Source organism: Thermogymnomonas acidicola JCM 13583 (assembly GCF_001316105.1).
In the GTDB taxonomy this organism is placed as follows: Archaea; Thermoplasmatota; Thermoplasmata; order Thermoplasmatales; family Thermoplasmataceae; genus Thermogymnomonas; species Thermogymnomonas acidicola.
Genome location: NZ_BBCP01000008.1, coordinates 92,425 through 106,930, shown reverse-complemented (window position 1 = coordinate 106,930; position 14,506 = coordinate 92,425). Strand labels below are relative to the sequence as shown.

General features: G+C 58.1%; 17 protein-coding genes and 6 pseudogenes. 17 read left to right on the top strand and 6 right to left on the bottom strand.

Going from position 1 to position 14,506, the window contains the following annotated elements:
* A pseudogene (locus JCM13583_RS08280) lies at positions 1 to 763 on the bottom strand (peptidase); the annotation flags it as partial.
* A 358-nt stretch (positions 764 to 1,121) separates the two neighbouring features.
* Between JCM13583_RS08280 and JCM13583_RS12820 the strand changes: the two are divergent.
* The 5 genes and pseudogenes from JCM13583_RS12820 (at position 1,122) to JCM13583_RS08260 (ending at position 4,942) form a co-directional block, all read left to right on the top strand.
* On the top strand, positions 1,122 to 1,493 hold the full coding sequence (locus tag JCM13583_RS12820; RefSeq protein WP_162509639.1) for a Sua5/YciO/YrdC/YwlC family protein: 372 nt from the start codon (positions 1,122 to 1,124) through the stop codon (positions 1,491 to 1,493).
* Positions 1,494 to 1,547: 54 nt separating this feature from the next.
* Positions 1,548 to 2,114, top strand: a complete 567-nt coding sequence (locus JCM13583_RS12815) for a Sua5/YciO/YrdC/YwlC family protein (protein ID WP_171823532.1) — start codon at positions 1,548 to 1,550, stop codon at positions 2,112 to 2,114.
* Between the two features lie 293 nt (positions 2,115 to 2,407).
* Positions 2,408 to 2,885: pseudogene (gene purE, locus JCM13583_RS08270) on the top strand (5-(carboxyamino)imidazole ribonucleotide mutase).
* A gap of 1 nt (position 2,886) precedes the next feature.
* A pseudogene (locus JCM13583_RS08265) lies at positions 2,887 to 3,985 on the top strand (5-(carboxyamino)imidazole ribonucleotide synthase).
* A gap of 14 nt (positions 3,986 to 3,999) precedes the next feature.
* Positions 4,000 to 4,942: pseudogene (locus tag JCM13583_RS08260) on the top strand (dipeptidase).
* Here JCM13583_RS08260 and JCM13583_RS08255 read toward each other — a convergent pair.
* From JCM13583_RS08255 to JCM13583_RS08245, 3 genes and pseudogenes are all read right to left on the bottom strand, one after another.
* Positions 4,937 to 5,465: pseudogene (locus JCM13583_RS08255) on the bottom strand (ACT domain-containing protein). The pseudogenes JCM13583_RS08260 and JCM13583_RS08255 overlap by 6 nt on opposite strands.
* A complete protein-coding gene (radA, locus tag JCM13583_RS08250; protein ID WP_075057342.1) occupies positions 5,465 to 6,445 on the bottom strand; it encodes a DNA repair and recombination protein RadA in 981 nt (326 codons plus the stop codon). The pseudogene JCM13583_RS08255 and the gene radA overlap by 1 nt, the downstream one beginning before the upstream one ends.
* A gap of 6 nt (positions 6,446 to 6,451) precedes the next feature.
* Positions 6,452 to 7,472 (bottom strand): annotated as a pseudogene (locus tag JCM13583_RS08245) (type II glyceraldehyde-3-phosphate dehydrogenase).
* A 348-nt stretch (positions 7,473 to 7,820) separates the two neighbouring features.
* On the opposite strand from JCM13583_RS08245, the gene JCM13583_RS08240 reads away from it, so the two are divergent.
* The 12 genes from JCM13583_RS08240 to JCM13583_RS08185 all read left to right on the top strand — a co-directional run bounded on the left by JCM13583_RS08240 (position 7,821) and on the right by JCM13583_RS08185 (position 13,794).
* A complete protein-coding gene (locus JCM13583_RS08240; RefSeq protein WP_075057341.1) occupies positions 7,821 to 8,309 on the top strand; it encodes a hypothetical protein in 489 nt (162 codons plus the stop codon).
* Between the two features lie 45 nt (positions 8,310 to 8,354).
* Entirely contained in the window at positions 8,355 to 8,843 is a 489-nt protein-coding gene (locus JCM13583_RS08235; protein ID WP_075057340.1) for a hypothetical protein, read from the top strand.
* 2 nt (positions 8,844 to 8,845) lie between these two features.
* Positions 8,846 to 9,256 carry a hypothetical protein gene (locus JCM13583_RS08230; protein ID WP_075057339.1) on the top strand — a complete coding sequence of 137 codons (411 nt, stop codon included), beginning with the start codon at positions 8,846 to 8,848 and terminating at the stop codon, positions 9,254 to 9,256.
* 11 nt (positions 9,257 to 9,267) lie between these two features.
* Positions 9,268 to 10,176 carry a hypothetical protein gene (locus tag JCM13583_RS08225; protein ID WP_075057338.1) on the top strand — a complete coding sequence of 303 codons (909 nt, stop codon included), beginning with the start codon at positions 9,268 to 9,270 and terminating at the stop codon, positions 10,174 to 10,176.
* 201 nt (positions 10,177 to 10,377) lie between these two features.
* Positions 10,378 to 10,824, top strand: coding sequence for a hypothetical protein (locus JCM13583_RS08220; protein WP_075057337.1), 447 nt, complete (start codon positions 10,378 to 10,380; stop codon positions 10,822 to 10,824).
* Positions 10,815 to 11,111 (top strand): hypothetical protein, encoded by a 297-nt coding sequence (locus JCM13583_RS08215; protein WP_075057336.1) that lies wholly within the window; start codon positions 10,815 to 10,817, stop codon positions 11,109 to 11,111. The genes JCM13583_RS08220 and JCM13583_RS08215 overlap by 10 nt, the downstream gene beginning before the upstream one ends.
* A 35-nt stretch (positions 11,112 to 11,146) precedes the next feature.
* Complete coding sequence (locus JCM13583_RS08210; protein ID WP_075057335.1) at positions 11,147 to 11,710, top strand: hypothetical protein; 564 nt, start codon at positions 11,147 to 11,149, stop codon at positions 11,708 to 11,710.
* A gap of 24 nt (positions 11,711 to 11,734) precedes the next feature.
* The gene (locus JCM13583_RS08205; protein ID WP_075057334.1) at positions 11,735 to 12,313 is read left to right on the top strand and encodes a UbiX family flavin prenyltransferase; all 579 of its coding nucleotides are present in this window, start codon (positions 11,735 to 11,737) and stop codon (positions 12,311 to 12,313) included.
* Positions 12,306 to 12,764, top strand: coding sequence for a Mut7-C RNAse domain-containing protein (locus JCM13583_RS08200; RefSeq protein WP_171823531.1), 459 nt, complete (start codon positions 12,306 to 12,308; stop codon positions 12,762 to 12,764). The genes JCM13583_RS08205 and JCM13583_RS08200 overlap by 8 nt, the downstream gene beginning before the upstream one ends.
* Positions 12,745 to 13,158, top strand: a complete 414-nt coding sequence (locus JCM13583_RS08195; RefSeq protein WP_075057332.1) for a pelota family protein — start codon at positions 12,745 to 12,747, stop codon at positions 13,156 to 13,158. Before JCM13583_RS08200 ends, JCM13583_RS08195 begins: the two co-directional genes overlap by 20 nt.
* A complete protein-coding gene (locus JCM13583_RS08190) occupies positions 13,158 to 13,658 on the top strand; it encodes a hypothetical protein (protein ID WP_075057331.1) in 501 nt (166 codons plus the stop codon). The genes JCM13583_RS08195 and JCM13583_RS08190 overlap by 1 nt, the downstream gene beginning before the upstream one ends.
* Positions 13,627 to 13,794 carry a hypothetical protein gene (locus JCM13583_RS08185; RefSeq protein WP_162509637.1) on the top strand — a complete coding sequence of 56 codons (168 nt, stop codon included), beginning with the start codon at positions 13,627 to 13,629 and terminating at the stop codon, positions 13,792 to 13,794. The genes JCM13583_RS08190 and JCM13583_RS08185 overlap by 32 nt, the downstream gene beginning before the upstream one ends.
* On the opposite strand, the gene JCM13583_RS08180 is transcribed toward JCM13583_RS08185, so the two are convergent.
* Entirely contained in the window at positions 13,791 to 14,120 is a 330-nt protein-coding gene (locus tag JCM13583_RS08180) for an ABC transporter permease (protein ID WP_075057330.1), read from the bottom strand. The genes JCM13583_RS08185 and JCM13583_RS08180 overlap by 4 nt on opposite strands.
* A complete protein-coding gene (locus tag JCM13583_RS14075) occupies positions 14,084 to 14,452 on the bottom strand; it encodes a hypothetical protein (RefSeq protein ID WP_075057329.1) in 369 nt (122 codons plus the stop codon). The genes JCM13583_RS08180 and JCM13583_RS14075 overlap by 37 nt, the downstream gene beginning before the upstream one ends.
* Between the last annotated feature and the right edge of the window lie 54 nt (positions 14,453 to 14,506).

Here is a 14,506-nt window from a genome sequence, read left to right as displayed (position 1 = left end):
GGGTGGGAGGACTGCAGGGAATCCCCCCCCTGAGGGCCTGCTGTGTCTCGCTCAGCACGAACGTGCCCCAGACGTCCCATGACGGGAAGAGCCTGTCTATGAACTTGTAAGCCATGAACGTGGCGAAGCTCTCGTTGAGCCAGAGGTCGTTCCACCACTCCATGGTCACGAGGTTCCCGAACCACTGGTGCGCTATCTCGTGTGCTATGACCTCGGCCACCCTCCTCCTCATTGCAGTGCTTGTTGACTGGCCCACTAGTAGGGCAACCTCCCTGAACGTTATGGCACCCCAGTTCTCCATGGCCCCCCCTGCGGCGAACTCTGGCACTGCTATCAGGTGCATCTTCGGCAGCGGGTACTCGATCCCGAAGTACTCTTCATACTTCTCGAGCACCTTCTGCGCCACCTCAAGGGGGGGAAGTCCGTGGATAATAGGTGCCCCTTCGGAGCGGCGAGGATTATGTCCTTCCCCCTTCCACTTGACTGAACGTGAATCGAATTTGCCCACACCTATGTAGAGGAGGTAGGTGGACATCCTCGGCGTCTCATCGAACGTGACCTTCTTCTTGCCCTTCAGGTCCTGCACCGTTCTGACAGGCATGTTGGAGATGGCCTCCAGGTCGCTGTCTATGATCAGCGATAGCCTGAACTGCGCCTTGCAGGCTGGGTTGTCGACGCAGGGGGGGAAGAGGTGCCTGGCCCCGGTGGACTCGAACTGCGTTGTGAACATCTCCCCCCCGTAGGAAGTCCTCGAAACGTACATGCCTGTAGGCCGTTGGATATCCTGGACGTGAAGGACACAGTGAGCTCGAATGTATCCCTCGTGGGAGCATCTATGACGACCTGGTCTCCCTCCACCCTCCAGCCCGCGCTCTTGCCGTCAATGCTCACGCCCGTCACTTCTATGTCTACAGCGTCCAGCCTGACCTGGCTCTCTGCCTTCAGTACTATTATCGTCTCCGTTCCGCTTATCCTGTGCTCCTTCGAGTCGATATCGAGCGTGATGTCGTAGGAGTCCAGTGAAATGGGCATGCTGCTCCCATTTTCTCTTGTGATAATAACCTTTTGAAACCACAGAAGGCCGGGCAACCTTAATTCCGTCATTGCAATACAGCCCTGTAATGACTGTTGTAGTCCGTACAGACCAGTGGCACCCCCCCGATATGGAGGCGGTGAGGAAGGGGGGGGCATCCGTGATTAAGGCAGGCGGCACCGTGATATTCCCAACCGAGACCGTGTACGGGCTCGGTGCCAACGCGCTGTCAGCCGAGGCCTGCCTGAAGGTGTTCAGGGCAAAGAACAGGCCTGCAGATAACCCTCTCATCGTCCACGTGTGCGATATGGAGGGCTTCTTGAGGGTGGCAGAGAACCCGCCAGAAGGTCTGGTAAGCGCTCTGAAAGCACTCTGGCCCGGCCCGCTAACTGTCCTTGTCAGGAAAAGGGACGTGGTGCCCGATGTAACCACAGGGGGGGGTCGCCCTACGTGGCGGTGAGGATGCCTGATAACCCGCTGGCCCTGGCACTCATAAGGGAGAGCGGTGTGCCCATTGCTGCCCCCCAGCGCGAACCTTGCCACGAGGCCAAGCATAGTGGACTCCTCCCAGGCAATCCGAGAGATGTACGGAAGGGTCGACCTCATCTACGACTGTGGCCCGGTAAGGATAGGGGGGGTGGAATCGACGATACTCGACATGAGGGGGGGAGGGACACCGAGGCTCCTTAGGCCAGGTGGGTACCCGGTGGAGTTCCTCGAGCGCCACTTCGGGGGGGAGATAGAGGTTACGGATGAGGCCAGGGGGGGACTCAGGCTGAGCCCGGTTGCCCTCACCCCCCCGGGAATGAAGTACAGGCACTACTCTCCCTCTGTACAGATGTTCATGGCAGACGTGGATACCATAAGGGAGCTGTGCGCCACGGGTAGGAAGGACATAACTGTGATAGCAGAGCACTCCGTGTGCGGGGGGGTGTGCAGGGCGGACTGCATAGACCTCGGCCTGACCATGGAGGATGTTGCCAGGAACCTCTTCTCGGCCTTCCTCGCACTGGAGACCAGGGGGGGAGCAGGGCAGGTTTCATACAGAAGTTCGGTGAGGGCGGCCTTGGCCTCGCGATAATGAACAGGATCCGCAAGGCCTCTTCTGGCGAGGTCCACTCCCTTGGTGAGGCCCTCGCACTTGTTGGCGACGGCCCCCCCAGTGGTATCGGTGGCGGCGCGCTGAAGGGGGGGCATTGATAGCATGATGAGGATGCAATGTGCCCGGATTGCACCGGAACCCATGTCGTGTTGCATTGGGCTGTGGCCCATGATACGCCCGCAGGCATCCGCCCCCTCTGGGCACCTGATCTCGCAATGCCGGGTGGGGGGTGGTGGAGTGGATGTTTATAAGTGCTGCAGGGATTGGGAAGCATGCCTAAGGTTGCAGTCATAATGGGCAGTAAAAGTGACTATGAGCACCTGGTCGATGGCATAAAGCTGCTGAGGGACTTTGGCATCGAGACCACTGTCAGGGTCGTGTCCGCACACAGGACCCCCCTCCCTCATGTATGAGTTCGCACGGAGTGCGAGGGAAGAGGGATACGAGGTTATAATAGCAGCTGCGGGCGGCGCTGCCCACCTCCCGGGCATGACCGCGTCCATGACGACGCTCCCAGTCATAGGCGTGCCTGTTCCCAGCAGGCACCTCAAGGGCATAGACTCCCTGCTGTCCATAGTCCAGATGCCTTCAGGGGGGGTACCGGTAGCCACCGTTGCAATAGGGAACTCAGTCAACGCTGCACTCCTGGCACTCAGGATACTGTCCATCAGGTACAGGGAGGTGGAGGAGAAGCTGGCCCAGTACATGAAGGAACAGGAACAGAAGGTGCTTGCACAGAGGGTGGAGTGAGATGCCCGAGAAATTCGACCTCGGGATCCTGGGCTCTGGCCAGCTGGGCCTAATGATGCTGCTGGAAGGTACTCCCCTGGGCCTCAGGTTCTCCGTTTGTGACACCGCCCAAGGGCCCGCTGTAAGGTTCGCCCACGGCTATTTCAGGGCAGACGGTTACAGGGAATTCGTCGATTCTTCACAGTACGTGACCTACGAGTTCGAGCACGTTGACGGCAGGGCCCTGGAGTACGCGGAGGAGCAGAACAAGCTGAGGCCATCACTGCTCCCTGTGAAGCTGAAGAGGGACCGCTCGCTCGAGAAGGAGTTCTACGTCAGGCACGGCATACCCACCGCACGCTATGTGGTGGCGGACGGGAAAAACGAGATCATGAGGGCAGTGAAGGACATGGGTGACTGTGTGGTCAAGATGTGCGAGGGCGGCTACGATGGAAAGGGTCAGTACTACTTCTTTGACGGCCGGAGGGACGAGGTGCCGGAAGGGGGGGCCGGGAAGGCAATAGTGGAGGAGTTCGTGAGGTATGAAAACGAGGCGTCCATAATCTGCTACAGGACTCCCGACGGCAGGATGGGTGCATTTGAGCCCTCGTTCAACCTGAACAGGAACGGCATACTCGTCTACAACTACGGGCCTTACAGGGGGGGGAGCGAGATGAGGGACATAGCCTTCAGGCTCATGGCATCTCTCTCGTATGTTGGAGTTATGGGCATAGAGTTCTACAATGTGGGTGGCAGGTTCATAGTGAACGAGTTTGCCCCCAGGGTTCACAACACCGGCCACCACACGCTCTTCGGCTTCTCTGTATCGCAGTTCGAGCAGCACGTGCGTGCAGTGGCTGGGCTGCCCGTACATGAACCCATGCAGTTCGTCTTCGGGCATAGTCAACATACTTGGCCGCCCGCTGGACGCTGCTGCCAGGGAGAGGATACTCGCGCTTGGGGGGGGACACCCACCCTTCTGGTACGGGAAGGACGAGGTCAGGAGGAAGAGGAAGATGGGCCATGTCAACATAACTGGCAGCACAGTGGAAGAGGTGAAGGAAAAGATAGATAAGGTCATGGACATATTATATAATGGTCACCTGGACGACTACATCTGAGGGAGTGTCCGCAGTTGAACCTCATAGACCTTCACCAGGACCTGGCCTTCTCATCCCAGAGGCAGGATGTGATCCACGGGAGTGGGCAGAGCAGCGTTGACATGCTGTCCAGCCTTGGCAATGCCATGGTCTTCTCCGTGGTTTTCCCCCCACATCTATACCGAGAACGAGAGGGCAGAGGAGCTGAGCAGGAACTACGGCTTCCGCACCCAGTCATCTGCACCTCTTGTGCAGGTGGCGATGGAACAGTTCAAGTTCTACTACTACCTCGAGAGGACCGGGAGGGTCAGGATAGTGCGCAACGTTGAGGACACATCGTCCTGCGGCCTGCTCTTCCTCATCTCCATGGAGGGCACGGATGTCCTCACCGACCCCCCCTATGACCTCGACCTCTACTACAACCTTGGCCTCAGGAACCTTGGCATAACGTGGAACTATGACACCAAGTTCGGTTCGTCCTGCATGTCGAAGGTTGACTACGGCCTCACAGGCTACGGCACGGAGCTCGTGGAGAGGTGCAACTCGCTTGGCATAATAGTTGACCTTGCGCACGCATCGAAGAGGACCGTGCTGGACACCTGCTCTGTGACAGGCAGGCCAGTTATATGCTCGCATGCAAACGCTGCGTCGGTCCACAGGCACGTCAGGAACCTGGACGACGAGGAGATAGAGGCCATCGTGGACACAGGTGGCGTTATAGGTATCACAGCAATCACGTCCACACTCGGCCCCTCAGCCTCCATGGACGACATGGTGAAGCACGCTGAGTACATAGGGAACAACTTCGGCTGGGAGCACGTTGCCATAGGTTCAGACTTCCTGGGCATAGAGAAAACACCGTCAGGCTTCGAGGACGTCACGAAGTACGGGAAACTGAGGGAAAGGCTCGGGACGCATGCAGACCAGGTCATGTGGTCCAACGCACTCAGGGTCATAACTGAGAACCTAAGGTCATAGTATGGTCACAGCCTCCACGCCCTGGACTTTCCTGATCTTCGGTATAACCTCAGGCGGGACCGGCCCGTCGGTCACGATAAGGGCCGTCGGGTTCTCCACAAGCTCTGGGTCATCAACTATGACCTGCCTTATGGATATGCCGAAGTCCGCTATTACCCTTGAGACGCCGGCTATTATGCCCGGATGAGACGCAGACGTGGGTATTATCCTTATTACGCCCAGGCCAAGCTTCGAACTTGCCATGGAGAGGTTGGTGGTGGGCCTGAGGGCGCCGAAGAAGCTGCGCAGTTCAGGGTCCTCTATGATCCTCCTCAGGGCCTTGGCCACCACCCTCCTGTCAACTCCAAGCGCCTGCGCTATGGCAGCTGTCCTCACCTCTATGTTGTCGCACGTGACCCTTGGGGGATCCATCAGGGCCAGGGACCACGCTCAGGCCGAGGGAGATGATCTTCCTCACGACTGCCAGCTGTGAGGGGGGGTAATCCCGGAACCTCTCCCTTATGGTGTCCCAGAAATTCCGCATCAGACCCCCCCGTCGGTGATGCCGTCCTCTGTTACCTGTATCACCGTTTCGCCCTCGGGCAGGTGCGGGGAGTCTATGAGCCGCGCTATCCTCTTGCCACCCTTTGCCTTCCTCAGGTAGATCCTGAACGTGGCAGTGTGGCCCACTATGTTCCCACCTATGGGCGCCATGGGGTCTCCGAAGAACACGTCTGGCCTCGCGGATACCTGGTTCGTCACAGCGATCACGGCGTTGTTGATCGTACCGAACTTCAGGAGGTCGTGCATGTGCCTGTTCAGGAGCTGCTGTCTCTCTGCGAGGGAACCCCCCCTGCCCATGTATTCGGACCTGAAGTGGGAGGTTAATGAGTCGACTATGAGCAGCCTTATGGGGAACTCCTTGGCCATCTCCAGCGCCTTCTCCGCAAGGAGGATCTGGTGGTGGCTGTTGTAGGCCCTGGCGACGTGTATGCGCCTGAGGACGTTGTCTGAATCGAGGTCCTTGGCCCTGGCCATCTGCACGATCCTCTCAGGCCTGAAGGTGTTCTCCGTGTCTATTATGAGGACATCGGCATCAAAGCCACCCTTCTCCTTCGGCATGGTGGCGTTGACGGCAAGCTGGTGCATTATCTGCGTCTTCCCCCCCGATCCGAACTCCCCCCCGAAGAACTCCGTTATCGCCTGCGTCTCCAGGCCACCTCCGAGCAAGCCGTCAAGGTTCTTGCTCCCGGTGGTGAGCTTCTGTATCTCCCTCCTCCTCTCGAGGATCTGCTCCCCCCCGGTCTCGAAGTTGCCCACATCCGCATACTTCCTCGCTGCCGATATTATCTTGATGGCCGCGCCCTCACCTATCCCGCAGACCTCCGACAGGTCCTTGGGCGAGGCAACCGCCAGTGTCATGAGGTCGTCATAGCCGTTCTCCCTGAGCTTCTCCGCCGTGGCCTCACCAACACCCGGGAGGTCCTCTATCGTGTATTTCTTCTCTCCTTCCTTCTCACCCATAGATCTTCATACCCCCAATATTGAGCGAGCTGTCAGTTGCATCGATCGATGCGTCCCTCTCCATGCTCCCCCATCAGCCCTGATGGCGTCCACGTTCTCAGGGACGACATCGCTCTCCTGGTGAACAGCCTGGATGTAGCTCACCCTCCTACCGGATACCCTCACTGCGTCCCTCCATATAACCAATTCGTACATGTCAGAGCGGTCCCTGCCCAGTTCCCTGGCAAGGTCCATGACCTGTGCCGTGGAGGAGACCCCCCCGTCCTTGCCGTCCACCAGCATTATCCTCCTGCGCGAGCTGAAGGCCGATATCACGTCAGACTGCTGCACCTCTTTTTTGAGAGTGACGTTCAGGACGTGTATGTGCATCAGTGTTGTCGGTGCCTTGATCGCCACAGTGTCTATGTCCACTGGCAGCACCGTCCTGAGGTCAGGTGCGTGGTGCGACGGGATCTTCAGGCTCGGCTCCAGCGCGTTTATGGGCCCCCCCTTCTTGTGGTCGTTCGGGTCCGTTGCCCTCCTGATTATGGTGCCGTCCACGTGCTCCACACCGAACTCGGAGTGCAGTGCATGCAGTGACCTTGCAAGGCCTGTGGTGTTGCATGATACGACCCTGGCTGAGGACTTGCCAACTGCGGAATCAAAGCATGAGTAGGCGTTGAAGCTGACGTCTGCAACCCCCCCAGCCTCTTCCCCCCCACCCTGGAACACGGCCTTCACACCAGCAGTTCTGTACATGGGCGTGTTCTTCTTCCCCCCCTGGCCCTCAGGGGGTTGCATCCACAACCACATCGCTCATACGAATGAGGTCACTGAGCACGCCTTTCACCTTTATGCCAGCGTCATCGAACGCCTTCAGGTAGCTCTCGTCGGGGACGAATATGCTGAACCTTGAGGAGGCGACCCGGGCCACATAGTCTGGCCTTGTCTTCACTATGCCAACAACCTTCATGTCCCTCTGCAGCTGAACCGCATTTGCCACTCTCCTGCCTATCGTGCCGTAACCGTTTATGCCTACCCTGATCATCCACCACTACCATTTTTAATGCAGTTATAAACGTATCAGTCCCGGGAGATAATATATGTTTAGTGGAGATCACGGGAAATAGATGAGAAACATTAATAAGGTATTACTGTTATCATTAGTAATTATAATATTAATGGTGCAGGCGGGTGGCACTAACATTGTCAACACACAACGGCTTAACGCTGAACGGCCTCTATCAGCACAGGTTGGTGGCAGTATATCGTTCCAGGGCCTGGCCCATGGTGCTTTTCCGGCAAACCAAAGCTGGATAGCTTCTCTGAGGTCGGCTTCGAACCCTTCGACTTTGCCGGGGGCCTGCATACCACACTTGGGAACGCATTCGCTGTCATGACATATGGCTACGGAGGCGACAGGGCCGGCGTCCTGATTAAGACGGATGTACCCTCGATCAGGATCACAATGGCCTGGAACGACAGTGCAAGCTACTCAATGACCTCTGAGAACCTTTCAATATGGCTCTCAGGCAGGTATGCCGGGTCCCTGGTGTTCGGCGTCAGAAACGGGACGATGTGGTTCGTATCCCCCAGAGGTTCCTGGGAGGCCGTAGGCACGAGGCCACCGCAAGACTCGCTCTTCTCTTTCTCGCTTCTGCCATACGGCACAGAGGACTACCTCTCAGTGGGACCTCTCAACGCAACCGTTTCCGGTATATTCCTGGACACCGCCGGAAACGTGACGGTGGAGGTTGGAGGCCCCCTTCTCTTCAACCTCCATATACTCCATAACAGGTGGAAACCAGAACCTCAGCGCCGCAGAGGTCAATGGATACCTGTACAGCAAAGAGGAAAAGGTGAATGGCCCCGGCCTCCAGTTTGACCCCCCTATCTCTCCACCACAGTTAACATCACAGGCCCCCCCTCCGTGGCGTTCGTTAACCCGGCCACAGGTGCCGGGCAGGCCCTGTACGAGAGGGGTATGTCCATCGAGTCATACTACTTCGGCTCCAGGTACCTCTACCTGCTTTTCTCCAACGGTACAAGGGCGTCAGTAGTCACCGTGAACTTGTCCACCCTTGCAGTCACCTACCATAACCTCACGTTGCCCGGGAACACCACGCACGCGTACGTGGCAGGCGGTTACATAATAGGGACAGGGCCAGCAGGAGTAACGGTATCCGCATACTCGGGGGGGCCTCCAATGTCTTTCCACCTTAACAGCACCACCCTATTATCCTTCGGTGAGAGGAACGGCAACCTCAGTATCGCACTTGGCAGCGGGGGGGAGAGCATAGAATCCCTGGAAGTTCTGGGGGGGAAAACATCGATATACTGGACGAGGTTCGCCTGGGCTACACAGGCACTGGATTCAATGACTCGATCCTGTTTGACGGGTACCTCTACTCGGTTGTAAGGGTGTCTGAGAACGCCTACTTCGTTGCACTCCCAGGCGGCCTGCAGCTTGTAGCGCAGCCCGTGGCCAGTGAGGTGCTCTCGCAGGACATTGGTGCCTCATGGGACTCACTGTTTTCGCCTCCAGTGAAGGGCCGCTTCACCGTCGAGCCGGGTGCAGGTGTCCTGGCAGTATGGAACGGCAACAGCACAGAGTTCTTCAGCAAATATCCGCCCAGGGAAGTGCAGGCGTCTCTCGTGGCCCAGCCCCGGTACGTATCGAACTCAACGCTGGTGGTCAGGCCATCTGTAGTATGCCCTGTGCCCTACCACATGGTGCTCTCCGCCTTCGGCGAAAACTTCACACCTATAAACGGCACCTTCGAGGTCAGCACGTCCTCTGTACCGAGGGGGGGAGATACACCGCCACCATAACCCTGATCCCGGTGAGCGGAGAGAGGGTTGTGAGGCGGTTCAACGTCACGGTGGACCACTACAGCCCGGTGATATCGCCTGAGCCATCCAGTGGAAGCTACATACTCTCCGGCTCAAGGGTCACGGTGAGCGCACGTGACAGGAACGAGATCGTGTGGATGAGGGTTCAGGTACTGAACCGCTCGGTCTATGCATCCGGGAACAGCACTTCCTTTACAGTCCCCACTGTGGCTGGCACACTGCATGTAAACGTAACAGCCATGGACGCTTTAGGCGTGGAATTCAACTCCTCCATCCTCTACCATGTCCTTGTCCGTGGCGGAGGAGCAGGCACCATGGAACCCATCAACGGGAGCGTACTGAACACCTCGGCCGTAGAGCTATGGTGGCCTGCGGTAACTGGTGTCAGCATGTATATGCTGGCCCTTTCATCCGGCAACGTGTCCATAAGGGAGAGCCTCACATTCAACAGGACAGTTGAGCACTTGGGCAACGGAGAATGGAACGCCACGGTGTACGGTATGATCAACGGCACTGCAGTGGCCCTCTGGCACACCTCCTTCACTGTTATCACCTACGCGCCCTCCATCAGACTGGTGGTGGAAAGGCACGCTGTGTCGTTCAGCGGGAACGGAAGCGTGAAGGACGTTGAGGTCTTTGTGGCAACGAACACCACATCTGTTATTTCCCTATACATAAACGGGGGAACTGGTCGCTTCCGGCCAGGGCGAAGGCCTCACATTCAACGTCACACCCGAGTTCGCGCCAGGGGAGGAGGGGAACATATCGGTCATGGCCACCGCGACCGGGCCAAGCGGGGGTGGTGGCCGTTGCGCATTCTTACATATACTACAACAACAGCGGGCCTCCGGCCATTGTCAGCGGCACAGTATACACGTCTTCCCACACCATCCGTATAGGCACTGACGGCCTTGAGGTCACGGTTCTTCCTGAAGCTGGTCTCAGTGCGGCGCTGAACGGCAGCACCATGGATATATACCTGGAGACCGTCGGCACTTACAACATCACGCTGAACGTGACCACAAGGTGCGGCGTGTGGTCACTGGAGGGGGGGTTCACAGCAGTATACTCAGACCGGGCCCCCAGCAATTTCAGCCAGCGTGACCGTCCACGGCAACAGCATAAATGTGAACTACACCGTCACCTCCCAGGTACCGCTGCGTTACGTAAACATCACCGTTGGCAACAGGATCCTCCGTGCACGGGCCCCAAGCGGCAACCTGGAGTTTGAGGCACCCTCCAATGGGGGGGTTTACAGAGTCAGAATAGTGGCATTCGCGGACAACGGGCTCAACAGCAGCTACAATTCGAGCGTTACAGTCCTCTTCTACCCCCCCGAACTGGGCTCCATTTCCCTGTCCTCCACAGACACCTGGCTCGGCATATGGGTGCACATTGTGGGCCGGGGGAACCTGTCCCTCCTGAACATAACCTGGTTCGTTGGCGGCTCCAAGGCGGGGGATGGCACAGGCATTGTGGAAGGTCTTCTGCCTGGCTCTATACAGTCTCGGCCAGGGTTTCGTACAGGGGCAGGGCCGTGGAACTGAGCGGGACTTACTTTGACCCTGGATTCCTCCCCCCCTACGCTGCTCCCGTGGCCGCAGCCCTCTACCTGTCGCTTGCAACAGCCCTAAGGAAACCTCCGGACCGGGCCCTCGAAGAGGAGATAATTGCCATGCTGCCTGCATCGTACGCCTCCGTCAGGAGGAGGGCCAGGGAGCTCGGGTACAGGCCCGGTGCAGCCAGGAGGTGCGTTTCCTCGCTCCTGAGCGACCGTAAGATATCTCTCGGGAGGGACCCGGACGGCAGGGTTTTCCTCAGGCCACCTGGGTAAGTATATTAAGGGGGTTCTCGATCTGCTTCCACCCTATGAACAGGAAAGGGACTGTAAGGCTGGCCTCCCTGGCCGTCGTGGTTCTGCTCGCACTCATGCCCTTCATAAGCTCTGCATCGGCACCACCAATACCTGCACCGCCATCCACCCTGCCCACGATAACCTACCACGTGGTCGGCACAAATGAGAGCTACAACATAACAGATACCGACTGGACCACATTCTTCACCGACATCATAGACAACAGCACCTACGTCAAGTACAACTGGTCAGCCAATGCATCCCAGGACCTGATCATTTTCGACCTCTCCTACACGGGCCTCAACCCGTACGGTGCGGAGTTCGTGGAGGCACTTTCCCAGATTGGCTCTCCCACCATCAAGAACATGACGCTTGCCTTCGAGAGGATAGAAAACGACCCATCGCAGGTGAAGGGATACACGAACATCCAGGCCCTGAACGCAGGTGCCTACCCGGGCTTCTCTTGGTCAAAGCCCAAGGTGGCCGGGCCCGTGGCCACTTACAGGGACGTGGCAATAATAGTGGCGATCATCGCAGTGGTGTTCGTCCTGTACTTCGTGTTTAACAGGAAGAAGTAAATATCCAGGCAATACTACACATATATGCGGATAGTGGTGGGCGTAACCGGCGGCTCCGGTAGCGTGATAGCGCTCAGGTTCCTCCAGTCCCTGAAGGGGGGGCACGAGGTGCACCTGATCGTATCTGAACACGCCAGGCTGGTGGCTAGGGCCGAACTTGATCTCGATGCACGTGAATTTGAAAGGTATGCGGAATACGTGTATGATGACCGCGACGTTGCGGCAAGGGTGAGCTCCGGCAGCTTCATATTCGATGCCCTGGTCATAGTGCCATGCTCGATCTCAACGCTGTCCAAGATCGCTGCAGGCATCTCTGACACCCTCATAACCAGGGCAGCGGCGGTTGCACTTAAGGAGAGGAGGAAGCTGGTGCTTGTTCCCAGGGAGACACCGCTGAGCACACTGACGCTGAGGAACATGCTCTCGCTCTCCGAGATGGGCGCGGTGATACTGCCGGCCATGCCCGGCTACTACACCAGGCCAAAGAGCGTTGAGGACATGGTCGATTTTGTGGTGTCCAGGATACTGGACCAGATCGGGGGGGTGGTGAACAGCCTGATCCAGAGATGGGGTGGCTATGGCCCGGGGGGGCTTCATGGCTGACGGCATGCTCGGGAGGCTCTGCAGGTGGATGCGCCTCCTGGGCTATGACGTAACATACGCTGGCAGCGAGAAGGAGGACGCGGAGATACTGAGGGAGTGCGAGAGCCGTGGCCTCTTCCTGCTCACCAGGGACAGGGAGCTGAGCAGGAGGTACAGGGAATCCATGTACCTTGAGAGCGATGACTGGCGCAGGCAGCTGGCCCAGGTGATGGCAGCGTTCCCGCCGGAGAGGTCGGCCATGTTCACCAGGTGCCCCCTCTGCAACTCCTCCCTTGTGGCTGTGGGCAACGGCGAGGTCTCCTCACTGGTACCTGACGGTGTCCTGGAAAGGCACGACAGGTTCTACAGGTGCACGGGCTGCGGAAAGGTTTACTGGGAGGGCTCACATTTCAGGAACATAAAGGGCGAGATAGATAGGCTGCGTGGTACCGATGAAGATCATAGACAGTGACAGCTCAGGTGGCCTGATGCACATCCTGATCCAGGGCCAGGACGACCTCTGGTACATCAAGAACCTGGTGAAGCCGGGCGACCTGGTCCGGGCCACAACCCTGCGGAGGATGGAGAAGCAGGAAGATGCGGTGCGCTCAAAGGAGAGGTCAAGGGTGCCGGTGACAGTCACGATATCCGTTCAGGACGTCGGGTTCGTGGAGTTCACTGACAGGGTACGCATACTCGGTACGGTAACAGAGGGCCCAGAGGGTGTCACTGGAGAGCACCAGTCCCTGCAGCTGGGCCCAGGTGACGACTTCTACCTCATGAAGAGGTCAATCACTCCATCGGAGAGGAAGCTCCTCGAAGAGGCGCTCAACGGTACACACCAGGCCAGGCCATTTTCGTGGTAATGGACGACGAGGAAGCCACCATCTGCAGGCTGCGCTCCTATTCTGTGGAGGAGGTGGCGCGGATACCATCGCAGAGGGCGGGCAAGGACTATGAGCACCAGGAGAGGGACGGCGAGTTCTTCTCTCAGGTAAGGAACGCGCTCAGGCCCCTGGCCCAGCAGGCCACAGCAGTCATCGTCCTGGGGGGGCCCGGCTTCACTCCAGATGCCTTCGGAGAATACCTCAGGGCCGACCAGGGCTTCAGGGGCATCCCGGTCCGCGTTGTCCACTCCGACAGGAGGGACGCGGGTGCAGTCTACCGGTTCCTGGAGACGCCGGAATCGGAGGCCGTGATGAGGGAGAGCAGGGCAGCCGTGGAATCCAGGGTGATGGCGGAGTTCATGAGAAGGCTCTCAAGGAACGGTGCAGTGGCCTACGGCCTCGAAGAAGTGAAGAGGGCAATTGACATGGGGGGCTGTGGACACCCTGATGGTGCTGGAGAACAAGTTCAGGGAATCTGAAGAGGTCAGGGAACTGGCTGACAGGTGCGTGGAGAGAGGGAGCAGGATGATCATATTCAGCCGGTTCACGGAACCTGGAGCGCAGCTCGCGGGCTTCGGTGGAATCGCTGCCCTCCTGAGGTACAGCATCGCCTAGACGCCAGTCCTGACGTTCCTGTACATCAAGGTAGATGCGGTGAACAGCACAACAGTTATGGCTGCCAGGGCAGAGAGGTCTATGAGTGTGGAGAGGGAAGCAGCACCGAAGAGGGATGACCTGATCACGTCCACGACGTACGTCAGCGGGTTGCCCAGCGATAAGTACCTGATGACCACCTCGCTGTCTGGTGGTATCGGGTAGAAGGCAGAGCTCGCGAAGTCCAGGATGAAGAAGAGCGCTATCGTTATGGTGTTGTAGGCCTGCATCGTCTTGGCAACAGCCGATATTATGAGGAAGAGGGATGAGAAGAGTATCGTGCCCACGCTATGCCGACCACTGTCAGTGCGACGGTGTAGGCACTGAACAAGAAACCCCCGGAGACCACGACAGATATGCCGAGCATTATGAAGCTGCCGAGAACGGCGAACACGATCGCAACGAATATGATCCCCAGGAGGTAGTCAGTCCTCTTGAAGGGGGGGCCGACCATGAGCTGCTCGAACATGCCCCACCTCCTGTCACTCCACAGCATGCCACCGCCTATGTTTCCAGCGGTGAGCGTCTGCATCGCCACTATGCCGGGGGGGCCAAGGAAGTGGGTGTAGGAGACGTGCTGGGATGCAACTGCCACCCCAGGGACTATGTTCTGCAGCATCGTGCCCATGACAAGGAGGTAGAGGCAGGGAGGCCAAGCATGAAGATCATCGTG

Bases quoted from the DNA above. Each gene is read 5' to 3' on its own strand.
- JCM13583_RS12820 (WP_162509639.1), top strand. From the start codon at position 1,122: ATGACTGTTGTAGTCCGTACAGACCAGTGGCACCCCCCCGATATGGAG.
- radA (WP_075057342.1), bottom strand. From the start codon at position 6,445: ATGGGTGAGAAGGAAGGAGAGAAGAAATACACGATAGAGGACCTCCCG.
- JCM13583_RS08240 (WP_075057341.1), top strand. From the start codon at position 7,821: ATGACATATGGCTACGGAGGCGACAGGGCCGGCGTCCTGATTAAGACG.
- JCM13583_RS08210 (WP_075057335.1), top strand. From the start codon at position 11,147: ATGAACAGGAAAGGGACTGTAAGGCTGGCCTCCCTGGCCGTCGTGGTT.
- JCM13583_RS08205 (WP_075057334.1), top strand. From the start codon at position 11,735: ATGCGGATAGTGGTGGGCGTAACCGGCGGCTCCGGTAGCGTGATAGCG.
- JCM13583_RS08200 (WP_171823531.1), top strand. From the start codon at position 12,306: ATGGCTGACGGCATGCTCGGGAGGCTCTGCAGGTGGATGCGCCTCCTG.
- JCM13583_RS08195 (WP_075057332.1), top strand. From the start codon at position 12,745: ATGAAGATCATAGACAGTGACAGCTCAGGTGGCCTGATGCACATCCTG.
- JCM13583_RS08190 (WP_075057331.1), top strand. From the start codon at position 13,158: ATGGACGACGAGGAAGCCACCATCTGCAGGCTGCGCTCCTATTCTGTG.
- JCM13583_RS08185 (WP_162509637.1), top strand. From the start codon at position 13,627: ATGGTGCTGGAGAACAAGTTCAGGGAATCTGAAGAGGTCAGGGAACTG.
- JCM13583_RS14075 (WP_075057329.1), bottom strand. From the start codon at position 14,452: ATGCTGCAGAACATAGTCCCTGGGGTGGCAGTTGCATCCCAGCACGTC.